Annotated in this window: 19 protein-coding genes; 6 read left to right on the top strand and 13 right to left on the bottom strand. The window is 71.5% G+C overall.

What is annotated here, in order from left to right; genetic code table 11:
* Both NMN56_RS31100 and NMN56_RS31095 read right to left on the bottom strand, forming a co-directional pair.
* A partial coding sequence (locus tag NMN56_RS31100; protein WP_283742524.1) for a type 1 glutamine amidotransferase occupies positions 1–718 on the bottom strand: 718 nt, incomplete at its 3' end.
* Positions 719–772: 54 nt separating this feature from the next.
* Positions 773–2,011, bottom strand: a complete 1,239-nt coding sequence (locus tag NMN56_RS31095; protein ID WP_274042583.1) for a Mur ligase family protein — start codon at positions 2,009–2,011, stop codon at positions 773–775.
* A 129-nt stretch (positions 2,012–2,140) separates the two neighbouring features.
* Here NMN56_RS31095 and def point away from each other — a divergent pair, with 129 nt between their 5' ends.
* Positions 2,141–2,698 carry a peptide deformylase gene (def, locus tag NMN56_RS31090; protein ID WP_274042581.1) on the top strand — a complete coding sequence of 186 codons (558 nt, stop codon included), beginning with the start codon at positions 2,141–2,143 and terminating at the stop codon, positions 2,696–2,698.
* A 122-nt stretch (positions 2,699–2,820) separates the two neighbouring features.
* Here the strand turns inward: def and NMN56_RS31085 are convergent, their stop codons facing one another.
* Positions 2,821–3,465 carry a TetR/AcrR family transcriptional regulator gene (locus NMN56_RS31085; RefSeq protein ID WP_274042580.1) on the bottom strand — a complete coding sequence of 215 codons (645 nt, stop codon included), beginning with the start codon at positions 3,463–3,465 and terminating at the stop codon, positions 2,821–2,823.
* Between the two features lie 296 nt (positions 3,466–3,761).
* Here NMN56_RS31085 and NMN56_RS31080 point away from each other — a divergent pair, with 296 nt between their 5' ends.
* Positions 3,762–5,006, top strand: coding sequence for an acyl-CoA dehydrogenase family protein (locus NMN56_RS31080; protein WP_274042579.1), 1,245 nt, complete (start codon positions 3,762–3,764; stop codon positions 5,004–5,006).
* Between the two features lie 107 nt (positions 5,007–5,113).
* Positions 5,114–5,524, top strand: a complete 411-nt coding sequence (locus tag NMN56_RS31075; RefSeq protein ID WP_274042578.1) for a DUF4440 domain-containing protein — start codon at positions 5,114–5,116, stop codon at positions 5,522–5,524.
* An 89-nt stretch (positions 5,525–5,613) separates the two neighbouring features.
* On the opposite strand, the gene NMN56_RS31070 is transcribed toward NMN56_RS31075, so the two are convergent.
* Complete coding sequence (locus NMN56_RS31070; RefSeq protein ID WP_274047051.1) at positions 5,614–6,540, bottom strand: NADP-dependent oxidoreductase; 927 nt, start codon at positions 6,538–6,540, stop codon at positions 5,614–5,616.
* Between the two features lie 201 nt (positions 6,541–6,741).
* Positions 6,742–7,461: a leucine-rich repeat domain-containing protein gene (locus tag NMN56_RS31065; RefSeq protein WP_274047050.1), complete on the bottom strand. Its 720-nt coding sequence runs from the start codon at positions 7,459–7,461 to the stop codon at positions 6,742–6,744.
* A gap of 242 nt (positions 7,462–7,703) precedes the next feature.
* Here NMN56_RS31065 and NMN56_RS31060 point away from each other — a divergent pair, with 242 nt between their 5' ends.
* Both NMN56_RS31060 and NMN56_RS31055 read left to right on the top strand, forming a co-directional pair.
* Positions 7,704–8,354 (top strand): HD domain-containing protein, encoded by a 651-nt coding sequence (locus NMN56_RS31060; RefSeq protein ID WP_274047049.1) that lies wholly within the window; start codon positions 7,704–7,706, stop codon positions 8,352–8,354.
* Between the two features lie 197 nt (positions 8,355–8,551).
* Entirely contained in the window at positions 8,552–9,805 is a 1,254-nt protein-coding gene (locus NMN56_RS31055; protein ID WP_274047048.1) for a hypothetical protein, read from the top strand.
* 72 nt (positions 9,806–9,877) lie between these two features.
* On the opposite strand, the gene NMN56_RS31050 is transcribed toward NMN56_RS31055, so the two are convergent.
* Complete coding sequence (locus NMN56_RS31050; RefSeq protein ID WP_274047047.1) at positions 9,878–10,258, bottom strand: VOC family protein; 381 nt, start codon at positions 10,256–10,258, stop codon at positions 9,878–9,880.
* Positions 10,259–10,424: 166 nt separating this feature from the next.
* Between NMN56_RS31050 and NMN56_RS31045 the strand changes: the two genes are divergently transcribed.
* Positions 10,425–11,732 carry an SGNH/GDSL hydrolase family protein gene (locus tag NMN56_RS31045; protein ID WP_274047046.1) on the top strand — a complete coding sequence of 436 codons (1,308 nt, stop codon included), beginning with the start codon at positions 10,425–10,427 and terminating at the stop codon, positions 11,730–11,732.
* A 72-nt stretch (positions 11,733–11,804) separates the two neighbouring features.
* On the opposite strand, the gene NMN56_RS31040 is transcribed toward NMN56_RS31045, so the two are convergent.
* The 7 genes from NMN56_RS31040 to NMN56_RS31010 all read right to left on the bottom strand — a co-directional run bounded on the left by NMN56_RS31040 (position 11,805) and on the right by NMN56_RS31010 (position 23,318).
* A complete protein-coding gene (locus NMN56_RS31040) occupies positions 11,805–12,449 on the bottom strand; it encodes a LutC/YkgG family protein (RefSeq protein WP_274047044.1) in 645 nt (214 codons plus the stop codon).
* Positions 12,446–13,996: a lactate utilization protein B gene (locus NMN56_RS31035; RefSeq protein WP_274047043.1), complete on the bottom strand. Its 1,551-nt coding sequence runs from the start codon at positions 13,994–13,996 to the stop codon at positions 12,446–12,448. The genes NMN56_RS31040 and NMN56_RS31035 overlap by 4 nt, the downstream gene beginning before the upstream one ends.
* A gap of 46 nt (positions 13,997–14,042) precedes the next feature.
* On the bottom strand, positions 14,043–14,795 hold the full coding sequence (locus tag NMN56_RS31030; RefSeq protein WP_274047042.1) for a (Fe-S)-binding protein: 753 nt from the start codon (positions 14,793–14,795) through the stop codon (positions 14,043–14,045).
* Positions 14,786–16,420, bottom strand: coding sequence for a rhamnulokinase (locus NMN56_RS31025; protein WP_274047041.1), 1,635 nt, complete (start codon positions 16,418–16,420; stop codon positions 14,786–14,788). The genes NMN56_RS31030 and NMN56_RS31025 overlap by 10 nt, the downstream gene beginning before the upstream one ends.
* 116 nt (positions 16,421–16,536) lie before the next feature.
* Positions 16,537–18,594, bottom strand: a complete 2,058-nt coding sequence (locus NMN56_RS31020) for a bifunctional aldolase/short-chain dehydrogenase (protein ID WP_280842927.1) — start codon at positions 18,592–18,594, stop codon at positions 16,537–16,539.
* Positions 18,595–18,644: 50 nt separating this feature from the next.
* Positions 18,645–19,856 (bottom strand): L-rhamnose isomerase, encoded by a 1,212-nt coding sequence (rhaI, locus tag NMN56_RS31015; RefSeq protein WP_274047039.1) that lies wholly within the window; start codon positions 19,854–19,856, stop codon positions 18,645–18,647.
* 219 nt (positions 19,857–20,075) lie between these two features.
* Positions 20,076–23,318, bottom strand: coding sequence for a glycoside hydrolase family 78 protein (locus NMN56_RS31010; RefSeq protein WP_274047038.1), 3,243 nt, complete (start codon positions 23,316–23,318; stop codon positions 20,076–20,078).
* Positions 23,319–23,421 lie beyond the last annotated feature (103 nt).

The raw sequence follows: 23,421 nt of genomic DNA, 5'->3' as shown, positions 1-23,421 counted from the left end.
GTGTCGCCGCGGTGATCCGCTCTTCGCGCAGTGCCTCGTACCAGCGGTCGTCGACCCCTGGCAGCGCGTTCACGTCCAGCGACAGCTTGATCAGCAGGTCGGCGATCTGCGGGTTACGGGCCAGCACGGGGCCGTGCATGTACGTGCCGAAGACCGTGTCGTTCCACGCGCCTTCGGTGCCGTCGCCCGTGCCGTTCCCCTTGCCGAGCTGCACCCGCGCCAGCGGGCGTACGCCCTGGCCCAGGTGCGTGATGCCCTGGTGGTTCTCGAAGCCCGTCAGCTGCGGCAGCCGCAGACGCTCGTCGATGTCGCCGAGCACGTCACCGACGCAGCGCTCCGCCTCGCCCCTGGTGCTCACCACGTCCAGCAGGCCCAGGCCGGCCGAGCGCTCCCCGAGATCGTTGACGAACTCGTGGCCCATGATCTGGTAACCGGCGCACACCGAGAAGACGATCGCGCCGTTGGCGACGGCCCTGTTCAGACCGCCGTCCCTGAGCAGCCGCTCGGCCGCGAGGCGCTGTGGCCTGTCCTCGCCGCCGCCGATCAGATAGATGTCGCCCGAGGTCGGGATCGGCTGGTCCGAGCGGACGTCGACCCGCTGCACCTCAAGGCCGCGCTGCCGCGCGCGCCGCTCCACGACCAGCGCGTTGCCCTGGTCGCCGTACGTGCTCAGCAGGTCCGGGTAGATCCACACGAGACGCAGTTGCGCGTCACTCATACCGCCAGCTCCTTCAGCGGATCGATGGTTCGTAAGGTCGGGGAGTCGCGCGGATCAGTTCCCGACGGCGCGGCGCAGGTCCTGGAACGCGGTGTAGTTCGCGATGGTCTCGATACGTCCGGGAGCCGACCTGCGTACGGCGTCCTCCGGGTCCTCGCACACCTGGAAGTCGACGCCGGCGACCTCAAGGCGCACCGCCAGGTCCAGCTTGCGGTCGCCGATCACACAGATCGGGTGCCCGGCGAGGCGCCCGTAGTCCACGTCCCACAGCCACGAGGTGTCGGTGCCGTCGGCGCCGCGCGCGTTCACCGACAGGATCACCGGGGTCGGCGGCGGGTCGATCAGCGAGAACGTCTCCAGCCACCCGGCCGGGTTCTTCGCCAGCAGCAGCCGCATGTCACGGCCCTGGTACTGGACCACGTCGTAGCGGCCCGCGACGGCCTTGACCGCGTACATCCGCTCCAGCGCGGTCTGCGGCGGGACACCGAAGGCGGCGGCCACAGCGGCCGACGTGGCCGCGTTGGCCTTGTTGGCCCGGCCCGGGAGCTGGAGGTGGATCGGCCAGGCCGAACCGTGCGGGTCCAGCACGTAGTCGCCCGACAGCGCCCAGCTCGGCGTGGGGCGGCGGAAGCCGCACTCGGCGCAGAACCAGTCGTCACCGGGGCGCTGCATCACACCGCCGCACGCGGGGCACGACCAGGCGTCGTCCTTCCACTCCTGGCCAGCGGCGACCCACACGACGTTGGGGGAGGAGGAGGCCGCCCACACGACCAGCGGGTCGTCGGCGTTGGCGATGATGACGGCCTTCTGGCCCGAGAGGCCCTCCCGCCACTTCTCCGCCAGCATCCGCGTCTCGGCGGCCCTGTCGAGCTGGTCACGCGAGAGGTTCAGCAGCGCGATGGCCTTCGGCGTCACGTCCCTGGCGACCCCCGAGAGGTACTTCTCGTCCACCTCGATCACGCCGTACCGCGCGTCCGAACCGCCCGCGAGCGCCGAGGTGATGCCCGCCGGCATGTTCGCGCCCAGCGCGTTGGAGACGACCTCGCCGTGTGCGCGCAGCGCCTCGGCGATCAGCCGGGTGGTCGTGGTCTTGCCGTTGGTCGCCGACACCAGGACCACGTCCAGGTGCTGGGCCAGCCGCTGGAGCAGGTCGGGGTCGAGCCTGAGTGCCACCTTGCCGCCGATCACCGACCCGCTGCCGCGGCCCGCAGCCCGCGACACAGCCGCGGCGGCCTTGCCTGCCGTCACGGCCAGCTTGGACCGCGCCGACAGCGGATCCGTGTTGCCTGCCATCGTGTGTGAACCTCCTTGCCCCTCGCGTAGAGGATGAAGCCTACCGAGATACCCGGGGAGGCCGGACCTCGCCACCCCTTCGAAGATCACGGACACCGGCGGGCAGCACCGCGCACGTACGCTTTCCGCATGCCACGCGGTCCTATTCCCGGCGGTTCCGGCGCCGTACGTCCCCTGCGGACGTACGGCGATCCTGCGCTGCACGCGCCCAGCCGCGAGATCACGGCGGCCGACCGGCCGCTGGCCCCGCTCATCGAGGACATGTACGCCACGATGTACGCGGCCCGGGGTGTGGGCCTGGCCGCGTGCCAGATAGGCGTACCGCTGCGGCTGTTCGTCTACGACTGCCCCGACGACGAGGATCGCCGCCACCGGGGCCACATCCTCAACCCCCGTCTCACACACACCGATGGCATCACGCTGCGTGGCCCCGAGGGCTGTCTCTCCCTCCCGGGACTCGAAGCCTCCACACCCCGTGCCGACCTCGCCGTCGTCGAGGGCGAGGACCTGGACGGTTCGCCGCTGCGCGTGGAAGGCACGGGCTTCTTCGCCCGCTGCCTCCAGCACGAGTACGACCACCTCGACGGCGGCCTCTACACCGATCTGCTGACCGGCCTGCGCCGCCGCCGTACGCTCCGCGCGGTCCGCAGGGCGGGCTGGTCCCGGCCGGTGCCCGCGGCGGACTGAGCGAGCGGCTGAGCCGGCGGAAGGGGCGGCTGCACTGGCCGAGCGATCGGCCGAGCCGGCTGAGCGGTTGGTGGAGGAGGGATCGGCTGGGGAGGGGCCCGGATGCCGGTGTGCCCGGGTGCTCAGAACCCCGGGCCGCCGACCCTGTCGCCCGCCGCCGCCAGCCGGCCCCACAGCAGGTCCGCCAGGTGCCGCACCAACTGCGCGCGCTCACAAGGCCGTTCGCGCAGCCACCAGTCGCCCGCCGCGTGCATCATCCCGACTATCCCGTGCCCCCACACGCGGGCCAACTCCTCGCTCTCGGGCCCCAGGTCGACGCGTTCCGCTATCACCTGGGCCAGCTCCTCACCGAGCCTCCGCAGCAGGGGCGCCGAGTGCTGGCCCACGTCGAACGCGCCCTCGCCCGTGGTGGAGTCCTCGGCCGGGTGCATCAGGAAGCGGTAGACCTGCGGGCGGGCCTCGATCGCCGCGAGGTAGGTGTCCAGCGTCGCCTCGACGCGCTCGCGCCGCTCGCTGGGCGCGTCCAGCGCGGCCCGCAGCGCCTCCAGCAGCGCGTCCGTGTGCCGCACGGCGAGCGCGCGGTAGAGCCCGCCCTTGTCCCCGAAGTGCCGGTACAGAATGGGCTTGGTGATGCCTGCCTCGGCCGCGATGGCGTTCATCGAGGCGCCGGGCCCTTCTCTGAGCACCACCCTGTCGGCCGCCTCCAGCAGCTCACCGCGCCGCCGTTCCGCTGTGCTGAGCCGCTCGTCCTGCCCCGTGGTGTCCATGGTGCTTCTCCCCACCCCTGTCGTTCGCCCCCGTTCGTTTCCCCAGCGCAACGTAACACCGCCTGTCAGGGACCACCGTGGCGAAGGGGCGGCGATGGGGTGGCGCGACCTCGGCGAAGAGGGTGGCGGCCGGGGTGGCGAAGAGGGCGGCGCCGTGCGCGCGGAGAGGTGGCGCCGGACAGTGAAGGGGTGGTGAAAGGGGGCGGCGATGGGGAGTTGACAGAACCTACTCGTGGGTAACAGACTTGTTATTACCCATGGTAACGATCTGACGAGACAGGCGGAGGACCCAGGCAATGGCCGATACAGAGTTTGCGCTGGACCTGAACGACGACCAGAAGGAAGTCAGGGACTGGATCCATGGGTTCGCCGCCGACGTGATGCGACCGGCAGCCGCCGAATGGGATGAACGCGAGGAAACTCCCTGGCCGATCATCCAGGAAGCCGCGAAGATCGGCCTGTATTCCCTCGACTTCTACGCCCAGCAGTTCTTCGACCCGACCGGTCTTGGAATTCCCATGGCCATGGAGGAACTGTTCTGGGGAGATGCCGGTATCGGCCTCTCCATCGTGGGAACCGGCCTCGCTGCCGTGGGCGTTCTCGCGAACGGAACGGAGGAACAGATCGGGACCTGGGTACCGCAGATGTACGGCGACGCCAGCGATGTGAAGGTCGCGGCGTTCTGCTCCTCCGAACCCGACGCGGGCTCCGACGTCTCCGCCATGCGGACCCGTGCCGTCTACGACGAGGCCAAGGACGAGTGGGTGCTGAACGGCACCAAGACCTGGGCGACGAACGGCGGAATCGCCAACGTCCATGTCGTCGTCGCCGTCGTCGACTCCGAACTCGGCTCCAAGGGCCACGCGTCGTTCATCGTTCCGCCGAACACGCCCGGCCTTTCCCAGGGGCAGAAGTTCAAGAAGCACGGAATTCGCGCCTCCCACACGGCCGAGGTCGTCCTTGAGGACGTCCGCGTTCCGGGCCACTGCCTCCTCGGCGGAAAGGAAAAGCTGGACGAGCGCCTGGCTCGCGCCCGGGAGCGTGCCGAAGCGGGGGGCGTGGGGGTCCAGGGGAGGGTGAAGAACGCGGCCATGGCGACGTTCGAGGCTTCACGCCCCGCGGTCGGCGCACAGGCCGTCGGTATCGCACGCGCCGCCTATGAGACCGCGCTCGAATACGCCAAGACACGCGTGCAGTTCGGCCGCCCCATCATCGACAACCAGGGCGTCGCCTTCCAACTCGCCGACATGCGCACCCGCGTGGACGCCGCCAGGCTCCTGGTGTGGCGTGCCTCGTGGATGGCAGCAGCGGGACGCCGTTTCGATTCGGCCGAGGGCTCCATGTCCAAGCTCTTCGCGGGCGAGACGGCGAAGTCCGTCACCGCGCAGGCCATGCAGATTCTCGGCGGCAACGGGTACACCCGCGAATACCCCGTCGAGCGGATGCACCGCGACGCCGCGATCTACACCATCTTCGAGGGCACCAGCGAGATCCAGCGACTCGTGATCGCCCGCACCCTCTCGGGCGTACCCATCCGCTGACCCGTACTCGTCCGTGGGGTGACCGTGGGCGTGTGCGTGGGGTGGCCGTCGCGCCGTGGGTGGGTGATGATCGGAGCGCGAGGCGTCGCAGCGTGGGAGGGGAAGCCGTGTCCGATGTCAAGGCGGAGCTGGATGGGTTGATGCGCGCGTTTCTCGGTGCGTTCACGAATGTCGGCGGTGGCCGGCCTGATGTCGGTGCCGTGCGTGAGGTGTTCATTCCGCAGGGCATGATTGTCAAGAACATCGGGGGCGAACCCGTCGTCTACGACCTCGACTCGTTTGTCGAGCCCCGGGAGAAGATCCTCACCGATGGGACGCTGACGGAGTTCTCGGAATGGGAAGTCGCCGAGAAGACCGAGATGTTCGGATCGATCGCGCACCGGTTCAGCGACTACCGTAAGTCCGGCTTTCTGAACGGCGAATGGTTCGAGGGCTCCGGCTGCAAGACCACCCAATTCGTCAGGACACCGGCCGGCTGGAGAATCAGCTCGATGGCCTGGGACGACGTGGCGACATAGGGCGTAAAGACGCGGAGTGCCGCCCTCCCGGACCTCGGGAGGGCGGCACTCCGGTGTTGTGCGCGGGCTGTTGCTCTGCGCGGACTGCTTCAGCCGGTGGTGAGGACGAGTTTGCCCGTCAGGCGGCCTGCCTCGCCCGTGCGGTGGGCCTCGGCCGCCTGGTCCAGGGGGTAGGTGGCGTGCAGAGGGAGGCTGAGCGTGCCCCGCTCGTGGAGGGCGAGGGCCTGTTCGAGCGCGGGGGCCGTGTGGTCGCGGCCGGGGCCGGCGGAGGAGAAGCGCACGCCGTGCCGCTGGGCGCCCTGGGGGTCGGCGAGGGTGAGTACCCGTGCGGGGTCACCCGTCAGTTCGGCCGAGAGGGCGAGTACCTCGGCGCCCGAGGTGTCCAGTACGGCGTCCACGCCGTGCGGGGCGATGTCGCGTACGCGCTCAGCGACCCCCTCTCCATGGCCGACGGCCTCCGCGCCCAGCTCCGTGACCCGGGAGAGCCCGGCCCCGCCTGCCGTTCCGATGACGCGTGCGCCTCTGTCGAGCGCGAACTGGGTGGCGAGCGTGCCCACGGCTCCCGCGGCGCCATGGATCAGCACGGTTTCCCCCACCATGACGTCCAGCTCGGCCAGTGCGCGGTGGGCGGCCTCCGCGGCCACGGGCAGCGCGCCCGCGCGCTCGGCGTCCAGCGTGGCCGGCCTGCGCATGAGGCGGGCGGCGTCGGCCACCACATAGCTGGCGTAGGCGTGCTGTGCGGGGCCGGAGACCTCGTCGCCGACGGACAGGGCGCCGACACCGTCGCCAACGGCGTCGACGGTGCCGGCCAGCTCCAGCCCCGGCACGTAGGGCAGCTCAAGCGGTACAGCGGCGGCCATGGCGCCGCTGCGGACCTTCCAGTCGTACGGGTTGACGCCCGCGGCGCGTACGGCCACACGGACCTGGTCGGGGTCGGGCTCGGGGATGTCGGTGTTCGTGATCTGAAGGACTTCGGGGCCGCCGTAGGTGGCGAACGCGATGGCCTTGGGTCGCATCAGGGGCTCCTGCTCGGTCTGGGCGCGATCATTCCGGATGACCGCCACCGAGTGTGCGGCCACGGGGTCTCGCTGTGGGGAAGGCCCGCCTTACGGGGTGGTTCAGCGCCTCCGTTCGGGCAGGCGCTGCCCCGGCTCACCGCAGCGGTGACCGGATCGGACCGGGCCGGATCGCCACGGGTCCCGCGCCACGGTCCTGACTCAGTGCAGGACGACGCAGCCGCGCCGTTCCAGTGCGGCGAGCAGGTCCGGTGGTGGAGTCAGGTCGTTCCAGCGCAGGTCGAGCTTCTCCAGCGCGGGCATGCGGGTGAGCCAGTCGGGCAGGTGTCGCAAGCGGTTGGCGCGCAGGTCGAGTTGGCGCAGCCGGGGGAGCGCGGCGAGCTGCGCGGGCACACGCGTGAACGCGTTCTCGCGCAGTTCCAGTTGGCGCAGTTCGCCCAGCGCGGCGACGGATTCGGGCAGGCGGTCCAGCGCGTTGCCACGCAGCCACAACTCGCGCAGCGCCCGCAGACCGCCGAGCGATTCCGGCAGCCGCTTCAGCGCGTTGTGCTGCGCGCGCAGTTCGAGCAGGCCCGTCATCGCGCCGAGGGTCGCCGGCAGCCGTGTGAGGCGGTTCTCCCCGGCGTTGAGGTAGCGCAGGTGGGTCAACCTGCCGAGGGCTTCGGGGAGTTGGCTGATCTCGTTGTCGTGCAGGTAGAGGAAGTCGGTGAGCCCTGTCAGCTCGCCCAGTGCCTCCGGTACCTCCGTCAGCGCGTTGTGGCCCAGGTCGAGCGTGCGCAGCTCCCGCAGTTCGCCGAGCGCCTCGGGCAGCGTCGTCAACCCGTTGCCGGCGAGGATCAGGACCCGGAGTCCGGTCCGTTCCCAGACCTCCTCGGGCACGCGCCCGAGGTTCCGCTTCCACAGGTTCAAGGTGTCCGACACCGCGTTTCCTTTCGGACGGGCCATTCGGGCCAACGCGCGGACGGGCCTCTGGCGCCGGTCCGGCGAATGATCGTCCGCCCCAGCATGACGGCCGCTGCGCCGTCGTGAGCGGCGGTCGGGCTGACGGGGCGCCGTCGCACGCGGCGGTTGGGGTGGCTGGGTCGGTCGCGGTGGACGGGATGGTTGCGACACTGGGGGTGAACGTAGGAGCAGGTGGCTTACGAAGGGCAGGGTGAAAGAGCGTGACCAAGGACGAAACCCCCGGACCGGCCGGCGTACGCGTACCGGACTCGGCGCTGGCGAGAGCGGCGACCGAACTCGTGCGGGACAGCACGAGCGATCTCGTCTATCACCACTCGCGGCGCGTGTACTTCTTCGGCAGTCTCCAGGGCCGCAACCGCGACCTGAGCTGCGATCCCGAACTCCTCTACATCGCCGCCATGTTCCACGACCTCGGGCTGAACGAGCCCTTCCACGACAGCGGTCGCCGCTTCGAGGTGGACAGCGCCGACGAGGCACGCCGCTTCCTCCAGGCGCACGGGGTGCCCGAGGACAGCGTGCGGCGGGTGTGGACAGCGATCGCCCTGCACACCACGCCAGGTATCCCCGCATTCATGGAGCCAGAGGTGGCGTTGGTGACGGCGGGGGTCGAGTACGACGTCCTCGGTATCGGCTACCACGACCTCGACGAGGCCGAACGCGCCGCCGTCGTGGCGCTCCACCCGCGTCCTGACTTCAAGCGGCGCATCCTCGGGGCCTTCACCGACGGGGTCAGGCCCAAGCCCGGTACGACGTTCGGCAACGTCAAGGCCGACGTGCTCGCCCACTACGTGCCCGGGTTCGAACGCGGTGACTTCGTCCGCACCATCCTCGACTCACCCTGGCCCGAGTAACCCCTCTCGCGCGGCGCTCCGCACACGGCCCTGCCCCGCCCAGCGGGGGACGGACGCCGTACACTCTGCGCTGCGATCTTCGCCGGCGGCCCGGCGGGGCCCAACGGCAAGGCGGCCCAACGACCCGGCGGCCCGGCGCCAACAGCCGGGCGCCGGAGGTCGGGACGCCGGGAAGCCGGCACACGGGGAGGGGGACGGTGGCCACGCGAGCGCGCCTTCGGAAGGCCGCGAACATCGGGATGTGTCTCGTCGCCGTCGCCAGCATCGGCTGGTGCGGGTACGACGTCTGGTCGAACCTCGCGGCCCGGCACGCCATCGACTCCGCCTGCGACGGCCTCGTCCCGGCGGGCAAGGTGATCCGCCTCCCCGACAGCGGGGGCCGTGTCGAGGCGCACCAGGAAGGCATCGAGAAGTTCGCCGGTGGCTGCCGCGTCTTCAGCACCGAGGCCGGTGACTCCTACGGACTCAACCGCGGTGAGGGACCGCGCTCGTTCTTCGAGGCGTACGTCGCGCTGGAGCCGAACCCCGGCAAGACGGAAACCGACGACATGCAGCTTGTCGCGTCCGCCGAGCACCCCTCCGTGAACACCCCGCTGGGGCACGGCATACCCGGCATGGTGAGCGACAGCGGTGTCACCGTGAAGCTCGCCTGCGGCGGCGGCGTGCGTCACGACGGGCGGCCCGTCAAGAACGTGGTCGCCACGACGGCCTCGACCAACGACGGCCACACCCCGTTCGCCACCGGAAGCCGGATGCCCCAGCGGACCCGCGATCTGCTGATCGCCACGGCGGTCGACATGGCCAACCGGCTCTCCGAGCGCCTCGGTTGTGAGGGCCGCCTCCCCGAGGCGCCCACCGGCGTCGACCCGGCTCCCGCGCGTCTCAAGAAGGCCGAGGCGGCCGACGAGACCTGCGCCTGGTACCGGAAGCCGGGCCCCGGCCGCTCCAGCGCCTGGCTGCCCGACCGGGTGCTGGAGACCGACACCGACCCCGACGTATGGACCGAGCGCTGCGGACTGGTCGTGAGCGGGAGCGCCGCGAAGAAGGCACTGCGCGAGGTCCCCGACTCGGGCCCCGCCTCCGACCCCGGCTTCGACGTCGACCTCGGCGACGCGCCAGAGGACGAGGGCGACTGGTGGGCGTCGGCGCAGAGCTGGTTCGGCGCCTCAGCGGCACAGGTCCACATGCGGGGACGCCTGGGCGCCTTCACCCACGCACGCCCGGGTGAGGCGGGGCGCGGCAAGGCGGCCTACGCGTGGTGGGCCTCCTCAACGTGCCACGGCAAGCCCGCCGTTCACACCCTCAGCCTCGGCAACCCGGTCTACGCCCACCTCGCGGCCCCGCACTTCGCCTCGGTCTTCCGCGAGTACGTCACCGATGTCGCCCACCGTCACGGCTGCACCGACGTGAAGTTGCCCGGCAAGGGCGAGTTCACGGCTCTCAAGGACTGACCTCGGGGCCACGCCTGCCGGGCCTGGCCCTGCCCAGTCCTCCCGTGAGCGCCCTCAGTCTCGTACGTGTTCCTACGCCAGCGCCTCACGTTCGGCGTCCGCGCGCAGGACGCAGAACTCGTTGCCCTCCGGGTCGGCGAGCACGACCCAGCCCCGGCCCTCGGGCGTGCGCCGGTCGGCGACCAGGGTGGCCCCGAGTGCCCGTAGGCGTTCGACCTCCTGGGCGCATGTGGTGTCGGGGCGCAGGCACAGGTGGATGCGGTTCTTGTCCCGTTTCGGCTCCGGCACCTCGTTGAAGTGCAGCAACGGGCCCTCAGGCAGCATCACTTCCGTCTCGTCCTCTCCCGGCACGTCCTCCGGGTGCAGCGGATGCCCGGTCACCTCGCTCCAGAAGCGGGCCAGGTCGTAGGCGTTCGTACAGTCGATCGCGATGTTCCGCAGTGTCGAGGTCATGTGCCTGAGCATCACGGAGAGACGCCGTTACCCGCCATCGAATTGTGGGGGCACGCGGCCGTGCCGTGTCGTGGGCCCGCGGCCTGTGGCTCGTGGCCAGAGGTGCCGTCGGCCGCGTCCCGCGTCGGCGTTGTCACATTGCGGCCGTGGCATCCGTCAGGGGAGGGTGACGATCACATCGACAGTCTTCGCCGTACCGTTGGCCGCCGTGCTCCTGGCCGCGACCGCCTCGACGCCCGCCGCCGCGCATTCGCCCGCAGGGCCGGTACCCGCAGCCCCATCGCCCGCAGCATTCGCGCCCGCCGCCGCGCACAAGTCGCCCTGGCACAGCGCCTGGTCCACCTCGCAGCAGGCGCCCAGCGCGACCGCCTGGTTTCCCAACTGGTCCGAGAAGGGGTTCGAGAACCACTCCGTACGCCAGGTGATCCGTGTCGGCGCGCACGGCTCAGCGCTGCGTGTCCGGCTCTCCAACCTGTACGGCACGACGCCGCTGCGGCTCACCGGCGCGACCGTCGCCAGAAGCGCGGGGGGTGCTGCCGTACGGCCGGGGTCCGTGCGCACGCTGCGGTTCAACGGGTCGGACGGCGTGACGGTTCCCGCGGGCAAGGAGTTGGCGAGCGACGCGGTCGGGCTGCCGGTCAAGGCGTTCGAACAGCTCACCGTCACCTATTACTTCGAGGGACCGAGCGGTCCTGCCACGTTCCACAACGCGGCCATGGCCACCTCCTACCGGGCCACAGGCAACCATGTGCGCGACCCGGACGCGGAAGCGTTCTCCGAGAAGAGCGCTTCCTGGTACCTCCTGTCCGGCGTCGACGTACGGAACCACGGTGCACGCCGCGCCGTGGTCGCCTTCGGCGACTCGCTCACGGACGGTTCCGGCGCGACCCCCGACGCGAACCGCCGCTATCCCGACCAGCTCGCCGAACGCCTCGCGGGCCGGCACCGCGCGAAGACCGTGCTCAACGCGGGCATCGGCGGCAACAAGGTACTGAACGACTCGGAGTGTTACGGAGAGAGCGCGCTGGCCAGGTTCCAGCGGGACGCGCTCGCGCGGCCCGACGTGCGGACGGTGATCGTGCTGGCGGGCGGCAACGACATCGTCATGCCCGACGTACCGGCCGACCGCTGCACGACGCCCAGCCCCGACGTGACCGCCAAGGAGATCGTCGCCGGGCACCGCCAGCTCATCCGCGCGGCGCACGCACGCGGCGTCAAGGCCGTCGGCGGCACCCTCCCTCCCTACAAGGGCTTCATGTACTGGACCGAGCGCGGTGATCGCGTACGCGAGGAGGTCAACGACTGGATCCGCACGAGCGGCGCTTACGACGAAGTCGTCGACTTCGACCGCGTACTCGCCGACCCCGCCGACCCCGAGGCGCTGCGGAAGGGATACGCCTCCGAAGACCTGATCCACCCCAACGACGCGGGCTACAAGGCGATGGCCGAGGCCGTCGACCCCAACTCCCTCTGAGACCAACGCCCTTCGGCCCGGATGTTCACTCTCCCTCACGCGCTCACGTTGTCTCCCCGGCCCCGGGTCCGTTCAGCTCTCCGCCAGCAGCACGACATCGAGTGTGCGTGGCCCGTGTACGCCCTCCACACGGTCGAGTTCGATGTCGCTGGTGGCGGAGGGGCCGGAGATCCAGGTCTGGGGGCGCGCCGGGTCGAGCCTTTCGAGCGCCTGGGGGACGGAGTCGACCACCTGTACGGGGACGCGGACGACGCAGATGTGGTGATCGGGTACGAGGGTGATGCGGCGGCGGCCCTGGTCGGGGGAGGCGTCGAGTACGAGGGTGCCCGTCTCGGCGATGGCCACGGCGCAACCGGTGACCACGCTGCCGACCGCGTCCAGGTCGTGCGGCGTCATCGCGGGCGAGTCCCGTACGCGCTCGATGTCCCCGGGCAGCCACGCGTCAGGGACACCGGCCGGCACGACGGCGCTGCGCGAGCCCCGCTGCGCCATCAACCGGGCGAGCACGGCGGGCAGTTCGTCCGTTCCGCAGTGGTGCACATGGGCGCGGTAGTCCGTCAGATGGGTCGCCAGGAGCGCGGCCGACTCCTCGGGCGTACGGTCACCGTGCACGCGCAGGTAGTCCCGCGCGAGCGGCGTCTGCCCGGGAAGCTCCTCCCGGGGCACGTCCGCCAGGGCCCGCCGCACCCGGCCGAGCACGAGGTCGCGGTGGTTCATTCACGGCCTCCCTCGGGCGCCGCTCCGGACTCGCCTGTCCCGGACTCGCGCGCTGCGGGTCGCGTCTCCGCTCCGGGCCGCGTCCCCGGCCCCCGGGTGCGCCGCCACCAGTCGCGGAAGGATTCGGGCGGCAGGGAGGGGATGTCGCGGGAGTCCGTCCAGCCCTTGCCGGGACCCGGCAGCGTGCGGGGCACCAGGCGGCGGGCGCGGGAGGCGAGGCGCTCGCCCGCGCGGAGGGCACGCGGGTGGTCGAACGTCCAGGAAGCGGCGCGCATCGCGGCACGTTCGGCGGCGTGCCCCTTGGCCGGCCTGACGGTCGTGCGCTGGCCGCGCACGGTGACGGGGCCGCCCTGGACGACGCGCTCACGCAGGTGCACCAGGACCTCGGGGATGTCGATGGCCACGGGGCACACCTCGTAACAGGCCCCGCACAGGGACGAGGCGTACGGCAGTGAGGCGTCCAGGCCGGTCTCCATGGCGTCCAGTTGGGGCGTGAGGATCGCGCCGATCGGTCCTGGGTAGGGCGAGCCGTAGGCGTGGCCGCCCGCGCGCTCGTAGACGGGGCAGACGTTCAGGCAGGCCGAGCAGCGGATGCAGCGCAGCGCCTGGCGGCCCACGCGGTCGGCGAGGGTGTCGGTGCGGCCGTTGTCCAGCAGGACGAGGTGGAAGTCGCGCGGCCCGTCGCTCTCGGTGGTGCCGGTCCAGGTGGAGGTGTAGGGGTTCATCCGCTCGGCGGTCGAGGAGCGGGGCAGGAGCTGGAGGAAGACCTCCAGGTCGCGCCAGGTGGGGACCACCTTCTCGATGCCGACCACCGAGATCAGCGTCTCCGGCAGGGTCAGGCACATACGCCCGTTGCCCTCGGACTCGACCACGACGAGGGTGCCGCTCTCGGCGACCATGAAGTTGGCGCCCGACACGCCGACCTTCGCGTTCAGGAACTTCTCCCGCAGGTGCAGCCTGGCCGCCTCGGCGAGATCGGCGGGCCGGTCGGAGAGGTTCTCCGGCGCAGCCCTGCCCCAACGGCCCATCCGGGTACGGAAGATCTCGCGGATCTCTTCGCGGTTGCGGTGGATGGCGGGCACGAGGATGTGTGAGGGGTGGTCGTCGCCGAGCTGCACGATCAGCTCGGCGAGATCCGTCTCGTAGGCGGAGATCCCGGCCTCGGCCAGTGCCTCGTTGAGGCCGATCTCCTGGGTGGCCATGGATTTGACCTTGACGACCTCGCTCTCGCCCGTCGCCTCGACCAGCCGCGTGACGATCCTGTTGGCCTCGGCGGCGTCAGCTGCCCAGTGGACCGTGCCGCCTGCGCGGGTGACGGCGGCCTCCAACTGCTCCAGGTAGTGGTCGAGATGGCGCAGCGTACGGTCCTTGATCTCGGCGCCCGCCGTGCGCAGCTCCGGCCAGTCGGCCAGTTCGGCCACGGCGGTGGCGCGCTTGTCGCGGATGGTGTGCGTGGCGTGCCGCAGGTTGCCGCGCAGCCGTTCGTCCCGCGTGGAGGCGTCGGCCGCCTCGGGAAAGGGCGGCATTCCCACATAAGTGACGCTCACAGCGCTTCTCCGTTCGCTTCTCCGCGCGCGCGGCGGTCTCCCGGGTTCACAGCGGGGACTCCTCGGTGCCGGCCAGGATCTCGGCGAGGTGTACGGGGCGTACACGGGAGCCTCTGCGCGAGAGCGTGCCGCCCATGTGCATAAGGCAGGAGTTGTCGACCGTGCAGACGGCGGCGGCGCCGGTCTCCTCGACGTGCCGCGCCTTGTCGGTGCCCATCGCGGCGGAGACGGCGGCGTTCTTGACGGAGAACGTGCCGCCGAATCCGCAGCACTCCTCGGCACCCTCCAGCTCGCGCAGCTCAAGTCCCCTGACCTGCTCCAGCAGTTGGCGTGGGCGCTTCCCGAGGCCGAGCATCCGCAGCCCGTGGCAGGTGGGGTGGTAGGTGACCGTGTGCGGGAAGTACGCACCGACGTCGGTGACACCCAGCACGTCGACCAGGAACTCGGTCAGCTCATAGGTGCGCGGTACGACCCGCGCCGCCGTGTCGGCCAGTACGTGCCCCCTGCCCTCGGCCGCTGCCTTCTCGCCGATACGCGGGTAGTTGTCCCGCACCATGGCGGCGCAGGAGCCCGAGGGCACCACGATGTGGTCGTAGCCCTCGAACGCCTCGGCGTAGCGGTGCACCAGCGGCTCGGTCGCGTGCCGGTAGCCGGTGTTGAACTGCGGCTGGCCGCAGCAGGACTGGGCCTCGGGGAAGTCCACCTGGACGCCGAGCCGTTCCAGCAGGGTCACCACGGCCTGCCCGGTGCGCGGATAGAGCGCGTCATTGATACAGGTGACGAAGAGCGCTACGCGCACGGCGCCTCCTTTCCGTGACCACGGACGCGGGCCGCTGCCAGCGCCCAGGATGCTTGATCACCCCTGGGGGCATACTGTCGCAGCCGCAGGCTGTCGCGCACCAGCCTCCTGAGCGAGGGCAGTCCGCCGCTCACCGCCCCCGCCGTACGGGCCTGGACCAGCACATTCCCGTACGCAGCCGCCTCCACGGGCCCCGCGACGACGGGCAGCCCGCAGGCGTCGGCCGTCAGCTGGCACAGCAGCGCGTTGCGCGCGCCGCCGCCCACCATGTGCACCGTCTCCACCTCGCGCCCCGACAGCCGCGCCGCCTCGGTGACCGTCTCGCGGTGCGCCAGCGCGAGGGAGTCCAGGACGCAGCGTGTCGTCTCGGCCGGGTCGCGGGGTACGGGCTGGCCCGTCGCGCGGCACGCCTCAGCGAGGCGTGCGGGCATTCCGCCGGGCGCCAGAAAGGCGGGACTGCTCGCGTCCACGACGGACCGCAGCCCCGGCATGCGCGCCGCGCCTTCCAGCAGCGCGTCCAGTTCGTAGGGCCCGGACCCCGTCTCCCAGTCGCGCAGGCACTCCTGGAGGAGCCACAGGCCCATGATGTTGCGCAGATAGCGCACCGTTCCGTCCACGCCCAGCTCATTGGTGAAGTTGGCGCGGCGGCTCTCCTCGGTCAGTACGGGCGCCTCCAGTTCCACCCCGGCCAGCGACCAGGTGCCGGTGGAGATGTACGCGAACCGTTCGTCCGCAGCCGGGACTCCGACGACGGCCGAGGCCGTGTCGTGGGCCCCGACGGCCGTCACCGGGACGGGCCCCGCGAGCCCGGTCTCCTCCAGCACCCCGGGCAGCAGCTCACCGGCGGCTTCACCGGGGGAGCGCAGCGGCGCGAACAGCGCGGGGTCCAGGCCGACGGCCCCGGCCACGGGCGCCGACCAGGTGCGGGTACGCGGGTCGAGCAGCTGGGTGGTGGAGGCGATGGTGATCTCCGTACCGGCCCTGCCTGTCAGCCAGTACGAGATGAGGTCGGGGACGAGCAGTATCCGGCGGGCCGCGGCCAGTTGACTGCTGCCCCGCGCTGCGGCGAGCTGGTAGAGCGTGTTGATGGGGAGCCGCTGGAGCCCCGTGAGCGCGTACAACTCCCGTGCGGGCAGCGCCTTTTCGATCTCCTCGGCCATGCCCAGTGTCCGGTCGTCGCGGTAGTGGACGGGGTTGCCGAGCAGCGCGCCGTCGGCGTCCAGGAGCCCGTAGTCGACGCCCCAGGAGTCGATGCCCACCGAGGCGAGGGCGCCGGGTTCCGTACCGGCGGCGGCGCCCGCGGCACGCAGCCCGTCGAGGACGCCACGGTAGAGCCCGAGGATGTCCCAGTGGAGGGTGCCGGCGACGTGGACGGGCCGGTTCTCGAAGCGGTGCACCTCTTCCAGGGTGAGCACCCCGTCCGTCGTCCTGCCGAGGATGACGCGCCCGCTGGAGGCGCCCAGATCGACGGCGGCGAACGCGCCACCCGCGGGCGTCCCCGACCCGGCGGCCCCGGTGCGGGCCGTACCGGTGGCGTATGCCGTGCTCCCCGCGACTTCCGTTCCGGCGGCCCCGGTGCCGCCGTGTGCCGCTGGGGCGGGTGAACTGGTGGCGGATGGCGGCATGGTGTACCTCACGTCGTACGGAGAGCGGGCCGGTGGCGGGCGTGCCCCCACGGCTCGGCCCGCCACCGGCGCTGGGGCGGACGCCGGCGGGCCGGTGCGCTGAGTGCGGGAAGCCCTCAGCGCAGGAACGCCGCTGCGACGCCCGCGTCGACGGGAATGTGCAGCCCCGTCGTGTGGGTGAGGTCTCCGCCGGTGAGGGCGAAGACCGCGTTGGCGACGTGCTCGGGCAGCACCTCGCGCTTGAGCAGGGTGCGGCGCGCGTAGAACTGCCCCAGCTCCTCCTCCGGCACGCCGTAGACGGCGGCACGCTGGGCGCCCCAGCCGCCTGCGAAGATGCCGGAACCGCGTACGACGCCGTCCGGGTTGACCCCGTTGACGCGGATGCCGTGCTCGCCCAGCTCGGCGGCCAACAGCCGCACCTGGTGCGCCTGGTCGGCCTTGGCCGCACCGTACGCGACGTTGTTGGGCCCTGCGAAGACCCCGTTCTTGGAGGAGATGTAGACCAGGTCACCGCCCATGCCCTGCGCCCTCATCACCCGGGCCGCCTCGCGGGAGACGAGGAAGGAGCCGCGCGCCATGATCCCGTGCTGGCGGTCCCAGTCCTCGGCCGTGGTCTCGGCGAGGGGCTTGGAGACGGAGATCCCCGCGTTGTTGACCACCAGGTCGACGCCGCCGAAGGCGCGTGCCGCCTCGGCGAAGGCCGCCGCGATCTGCTCCTCGGAGGTGACGTCCACGGTCACGGGCACGGCCCTGTCCGGGCCGCCCAGCTCTTCGGCCACCTCGCGCGCCCCCCGCCCGTTCACGTCGGCGGCGACGACGCAGGCGCCCTCGGCAGCCAACCGGTGTGCGATGGCCCGCCCGATTCCGGAGCCGGCGCCCGTGACCAGCGCGATCCGGGTTGCCAGTGGCTTGGGCGCCGGCATCCGGCGCAGCTTGGCCTCCTCCAGGTCCCAGTACTCGATGCGGAACTTCTCCGACTCCTCGATGGGGGAGTAGGAGGAGACCGCCTCGGCGCCGCGCATCACCTGGATCGCGTTGAGGTAGAACTCCCCGGCCACCCGCGCGGTCTGCTTGTCCCTGCCGAAGCTGAACATGCCCACGCCCGGCACCAGAACGATCGCCGGATCGGCCCCCCGCATCGGGGGCGACTCCTCCGTGGCATGCCGCTCGTAGTACGCGCGATAACCGGAGCGGTACTCCTCGTGCAGCTCTTCCAGCCGGGTGGCCGCCTCCTCCAGCGGGGCCCGCGACGGCAGGTCCAGCACGAGCGGGCGCACCTTGGTACGCAGGAAGTGGTCGGGGCAGGAGGTGCCCAGCGCGGCCAGCCGCGGGTGCTCGGCGCGGGAGAGGAAGTCCAGCACGGCGGCCGACCCGTCGTAGTGCCCCACCTGCGCGTGGTCGCGCGAGGCCAGCCCGCGTACGAGGGGCAACAGGGCGGCGGCGCGCTCCAGGCGTTCGGCCTCGGGGAGCGGCTCGTAACCCTCCTGCACGGGCCCGAACGGCTCGGCCCTGCCCCGCGCTTCGAGGAAGCGCTCGGCGGTGCGGATGAGGTGCAGGGAGTTGCGCTCGCACTCCTCGCTGGTCGCGCCCCAGGCCGTGATGCCATGACCGCCCAGTACACAGCCGATCGCTTCGGGGTGCGCCTCGTGCACGGCGGCGATGTCGAGACCGAGCTGGAATCCGGGCCGCCGCCAGGGGACCCACACCACGGCGTCGCCGAAGCACTCCCGGGTCAGCCGCTCGCCGTCCGCTGCGCACGCCAGCGCGATCCCCGAGTCCGGGTGCAGGTGGTCGACGTGCGCCGCGCCGACCAGCCCGTGCATGGCGGTGTCGATGGACGGCGCCGCACCTCCCTTGCCGTGCAGGCAGTAGTCGAAGGCTGCGACCATCTCGTCCTCGCGCTTCACGCCCGGATAGACCCCGGTGAGCGCCCGCAGCCTGTCCAGGCGCAGCGCTGCCAGCCCCTCCGGCCTGAGGGTACCCAGGTCGCCGCCCGAACCCTTGACCCACATCAGCTCGACGCCTTCGCCCGTGACCGGGTCGGTGGCCGTGCCCTTCGCCGAGGTGTTGCCGCCCGCGTAGTTGGTGTTGCGGGGGTCGGCCCCCAGGCGGTGCGAGCGCGCCAACAAGGCGGCCTGCTCCGGGTGTTCGGGCCTACGCGGGTGTTCGGTCACCCTCGCGCGTTCCGGTGGTGTGCCGTTCGTGGTCTGCGTACGCTCCACGGTCACGCCCCCCATCCGGCCTGCTCGCCGCCGACGCGCTCACGCACGATCGCCTCGGCCCAGCCGGACGCCGCGTAGGCGGCCATCGGGTCGCGGTCGGCGCCCAGTTCCTCGCGTACGTCGGCGAGCAGGGGGCGTACGTCGGTGTTGAAGGCGTCCATGAGGACGCCGTTCGCGGTCAGTACGTCGCCCGCGCGCTGTGCGGCTGCCAGGGCCTCGCGGTCGACGAGAAGGGCCTTGGCCGTCGCCTCCTGGACGTTCATGACCGAGCGGATGATGGCCGGGACCTTCGGCTCGATGTTGTGGCACTGGTCGAGCATGAACGCGACGCCGGGGCCTTCGCCTTCGGCCGCGCGCTCCTCCGCCGTGCCTTCGAGGCCGCCGCCGGCCCGTACCTCGTACATGATCCGGAACAGCTGGAAGGGGTCGGCCGCGCCCGCCATCAGGTCGTCGTCGGCGTAGAAGCGGGAGTTGAAGTCGAAGGCGCCCAGCTTCCCCTCGCGCAGCAGGAAGGCGACGATGAACTCGATGTTGGTGCCGGGCGCGTGGTGCCCGGTGTCCACGCACACGCGCGCCTTGGGGCCGAGCTTGAGGCAGTGCGCGTACGACGTGCCCCAGTCGGGCACGTCGGTGCTGTAGAAAGCGGGCTCGAACAGCTTGTACTCCAGCACCAGGCGCTGCTTCTCGCTCAGCCGCTCGTACACGGCCGAGAGCGCCTCGGCGAGCCGGTCCTGGCGGGCCCGTATGTCGTCCTGGCCCGGGTAGTTGGTGCCGTCGGCGAACCACAGCTTCAGATCACGGGAGCCCGTCGCGTCCATGATGTCGACGCACTCCATGAGGTGGTCCAGCGCCTTGCGGCGCACCGCCGGGTCCGGGTGGGCGACCGAGCCGAGCTTGTAGGCGTCCTCCTGGAAGACGTTGGCGTTCACCGCGCCCAGGCGCAGGCCCTTGTCCGCCGCGTAGGACGCCAGCGCTGTGAAGTCGTCGTCGGCGCCCGCCCTGTCCCAGGGGATGTGCAGCGCGACGACGGGTGCGACGCCGGTGTGCCGCTGTACGCGCGCCGCGTCGTCCAGCTTCTCGCGCACGGTGCGCGGCACCCCGGCCTGTGCGAACACCTTGAAGCGGGTGCCCGAGTTGCCGTACGCCCACGAGGGTGTCTCGATCCGCTGGGACTTGAGCGCGGTCTTCACGGCGGCGACATCCTGCTCTGGCATACGGCTCCTCGGGCATACAGGGGGCGTGAAACGATTCAAGGAGGTTCGAAGGGAAACTAAATGCGCACCGGCCCGGCGTCAAGAGGCCAGGCAGCAGGGCACGTTGGAGATCACGGACCGCCGTCCACGACCGCCGTCCCGCGACGCGGAACCCTCACGCGCTCAGCTCCTCACCACCCCCGCTCATCCCCCCCCGCTCACCCCCCGCTCAGCTCTGCCTCACCGCGAACCCACCTCGAACCGCCAGCTGCCCGAGCCCGTGGAGAAGACCGCGCAGCCGTCCTCCATCCGCACGAACTCGGCGCCCTTCTGGCGCACTTGGGACGCGCGCTCCGCCGGCACCCACACCTCGGCCGTCGCGTTGACCGGCACCGTCACATCGAGCCTGAAGCCCCCGGCCCCGCCCCCGTCACCGGTCCGCGTCCAGCGCGTGCTGACCGTGCCGTACGGCGAGGCGAACTTCCCGGCGGCGTGGTTCACCCCGCCGCCGGGGCGCGGCCGTACGACGATCTTCCGGAAGCCGGGTTCGCCGGGCGCGATCCCGGCGAGGTTCTCGTACATCCACCGGCCCACGGAGCCGTAGGCGTAGTGGTTGAAGGAGTTCATGCCCACGTCCTGGAAGCTGCCGTCCGGCCTGATCGAGTCCCAGCGCTCCCACATCGTGGTGGCGCCCTTGTCGATCTGGTAGCCCCAGGAGGGGAAGGTGCGCTGCCGCAGCAGGGCGTGCGCGACGTCCGTGTGCCCGGCCTCCGTGAGGGCAGGCAGCAGCCGCGGGGTGCCAAGGAAGCCGGTGGACAGGTGCTCGCCCTTCGCCTTGACGAGCGCCACCAGCCGGTCGGCGGCTGCCCGCCGCAGCGCGGCGGAGGGCAGCAGGTCCATGGAGAGCGCCAGGACGTAGGCGGTCTGGGTGTCGCCCTTGATGCGCCCCTCGCCGTTCACATAGGCGGAGTTGAAGGCGCTCCTGATCCGCGCCGCCAGCTCCTCGTACGGCCCCGACTCCTCCTCCAGGAGCTTCGCCGTACGCGCCACCAGGTCGGTGACGTGCGCGAAGCAGGCGGTGCCGATGACGTCCTTGGGCGTCTCGTCCTCGATGTTGAGCCAGTCGCCGTAGCCCTCAGCGGGGCGCAGCAGCCCGTCGCTGTGCTGTTCCAGGTAGGCGATCCAGGCGCGCATGGCTTCCCAGTTCTCCTCCAGCACCCGCACGTCCCCGTACGCCTCGTACAGCGCCCACGGCACGGTCACGCCCGCGTCGCCCCACCCGGCGACTCCCTTGCCGACGCCCTCGACGAACGGCGCCACGTCCGGGTACGCGCCCTTCTGGTCGCCCTCGGTGCCCTGCCCGTCGCGCAGGTCCTGGAGCCACTTGGTGAGGAAGCGTGCCGACTCCATGACGTAGGCGGCGGTGGGCGCGAAGACGTTGATGTCGCCCGACCAGCCGAGCCGTTCGTCCCGTGCCGGGGTGTCGGTCGGTATGGACAGGAAGTTGCCGCGCTGCCCCCAAGTGATGTTGCTGTGCAGCTGGTTGAGCATCTCCGAGTCGGTGGAGAAGTCCATCGTGAACGGTGCGGAGGTGTGCGCGACCAGTCCCGTCACAGCGCCGCGCTGCGGCTTGCCGGGGTAGCCGGTGACCTCGACGTAGCGGAAGCCGTGGAAGGTGAAGCGCGGCTCGTACGTCTCGCGTGCTCCGCCCTTGAGCGTGTACGTGTCCACGGGGCGCGCGGTGCGCAGGTTGGCGGTGTAGAGGGAGCCGTCCTTGTCCAGGACCTCGCCGTGCCGCAGCGTGACACGGGTGCCGGCCTTGCCCGCGACCTTCAGCCTGACGGTGCCCACCATGTTCTGGCCGAGGTCGAAGAGGAAAGCGCCGGGGCGCACCTCCCGTACCCCCACGGGCGTGAGTTCCTTCATGACGCGCGTGGGCGCGTCCGTCATCGCGACGACCTCGGGGGCCTTTCCCGGCAGCTGGGTGACGGGGTGCCAGCCTCCGTCGTCGAAGCCGGGGGAGTCCCAGCCGGCCTTCTCCTGGCGCGCGTCGTACTCCTCGCCCATCATCAGGTCCGCCGTCAGCAGCGGGCCCGTTTCCGCGCGCCAGGAGCCGTCCGTGCCGATCCGTTCGCTGCTGCCGTCCTTGTACGTGACCTCCAACTGGGCCCGCATCGCCGGGTGTTCGCCGTACAGCCGCTGTCCGAACCACGCGATGTTCCCCGCGTACCAGCCCGGCGTCAGGGTGACAGCGAGCGCGTTCTCGCCGCCCCGTACGGCGCCGGTGACGTCGTACACCTGGTAGGCGACGCGCTTGCCGTAGTCCGTCCAGCCCGGGGTGAGCAGGTCCTCGCCGACCTTCGCGCCGTTGAGGCGCGTCTCGTACAGGCCGAGTGCCGTGGCGTACAGGCGGGCGTGTGCCACGGGCTTGCGGGGCAGCCGGAAGGAGCGGCGCAGCAGCGCGGGGCTCTGCTGCGCCGTGACCCTGCCCCAGGGGCCGGCGCCCCAGTCGGCGATCTTCCGCGCGGGCTGCCAGCCGCCGTCGTCGTAACCGGGCTCACGCCATGCCCCGTCCGAGGGCTCCTCGTCGGTCGCGCGCCAGCCGTCGGCGCCGGTCACGAAGCGGGTGGTGGCACCGTCCGCCGTCATCTCCAGGGCCGCGAGCAGACCGGCGGCGCCCGCGTCGGCGTTGGTGGCCGCGACGGCCAGCACGTTGCGGCCCGTACGCAGGTGCTCGGTGACATCGGCGCGCGCCGGGTGTGCCCAGGACTTCTGGGTGCCGACCGCCTCGCGCCCGGTCACCTCGGCGCCGTTGACGTACAGGGTGAACCCGTCGTCGGCCGTCAGCACCAGCCGGGCCCCGCCGACACCGTCCGGTGCCTCGAAGGTGCCCCGGAACCAGCGGGTCCCGCGCGGCGCCTGGCCGGGATCGCCGCCCTCGGGGAACCACACCCAGGCGGCGCCCTCCAGCGGGGGCGGGTCCACCAGCTTCGCGGGCGCCGTGACCCATCCGGCATGCCACTGGTCCTCGCCGCCCGTACCGGTCTCCCACCATGTGGGGCGGCTCCAGCCGGAGGCGCTGCCGTCCTCGCCCCACACGCGAACGGACCAGTGGTAGCGCGTGCGGGGCTTCAGCGCGGGGCCGCCGTAGGGGACCAGCACGGACTGGCGCGAGGTGCGCCTGCCGCTGTCCCACACGTCGGGGGAGCCGAGCCTGTCGGGCGCGGTGGCGACCCGTATCCGGTAGGCGGCCTGCTTCTGGCTCCTGGCGTCGGAGCCGAGGACCCAGCTCAGCCGGGGCCGTTCGGTGTCCAGCCCGAGCGGCCGGTCGGTGTACTCGGTCGTCGTGCTCAGCACGCGCAGCCCTGAGCCGCGCCCCGCGGCACCTGATGGCCGCGCCTGGGCGAGGTGCGTCTGCGCCGTGATGCCGGAGGCCGCGGCCGTCGCCGTGGCGGTAGCGAGCAAGTGGCGTCTGCTGATCATGTGCGCCTCCTGGGTTTCGTGGGCCGTCGGCCATCGACCGTCGGCCAAAAACGATTCAGTTGGACGGCGTCAGGAACGTAGAGGCGCCCTCGGCAGCGGTCAA

It is taken from the genome of Streptomyces iconiensis (assembly GCF_028657195.3).
Classification (GTDB): Bacteria; Actinomycetota; Actinomycetes; order Streptomycetales; family Streptomycetaceae; genus Streptomyces; species Streptomyces iconiensis.
This window is presented reverse-complemented; position numbering and strand designations above follow the sequence as displayed.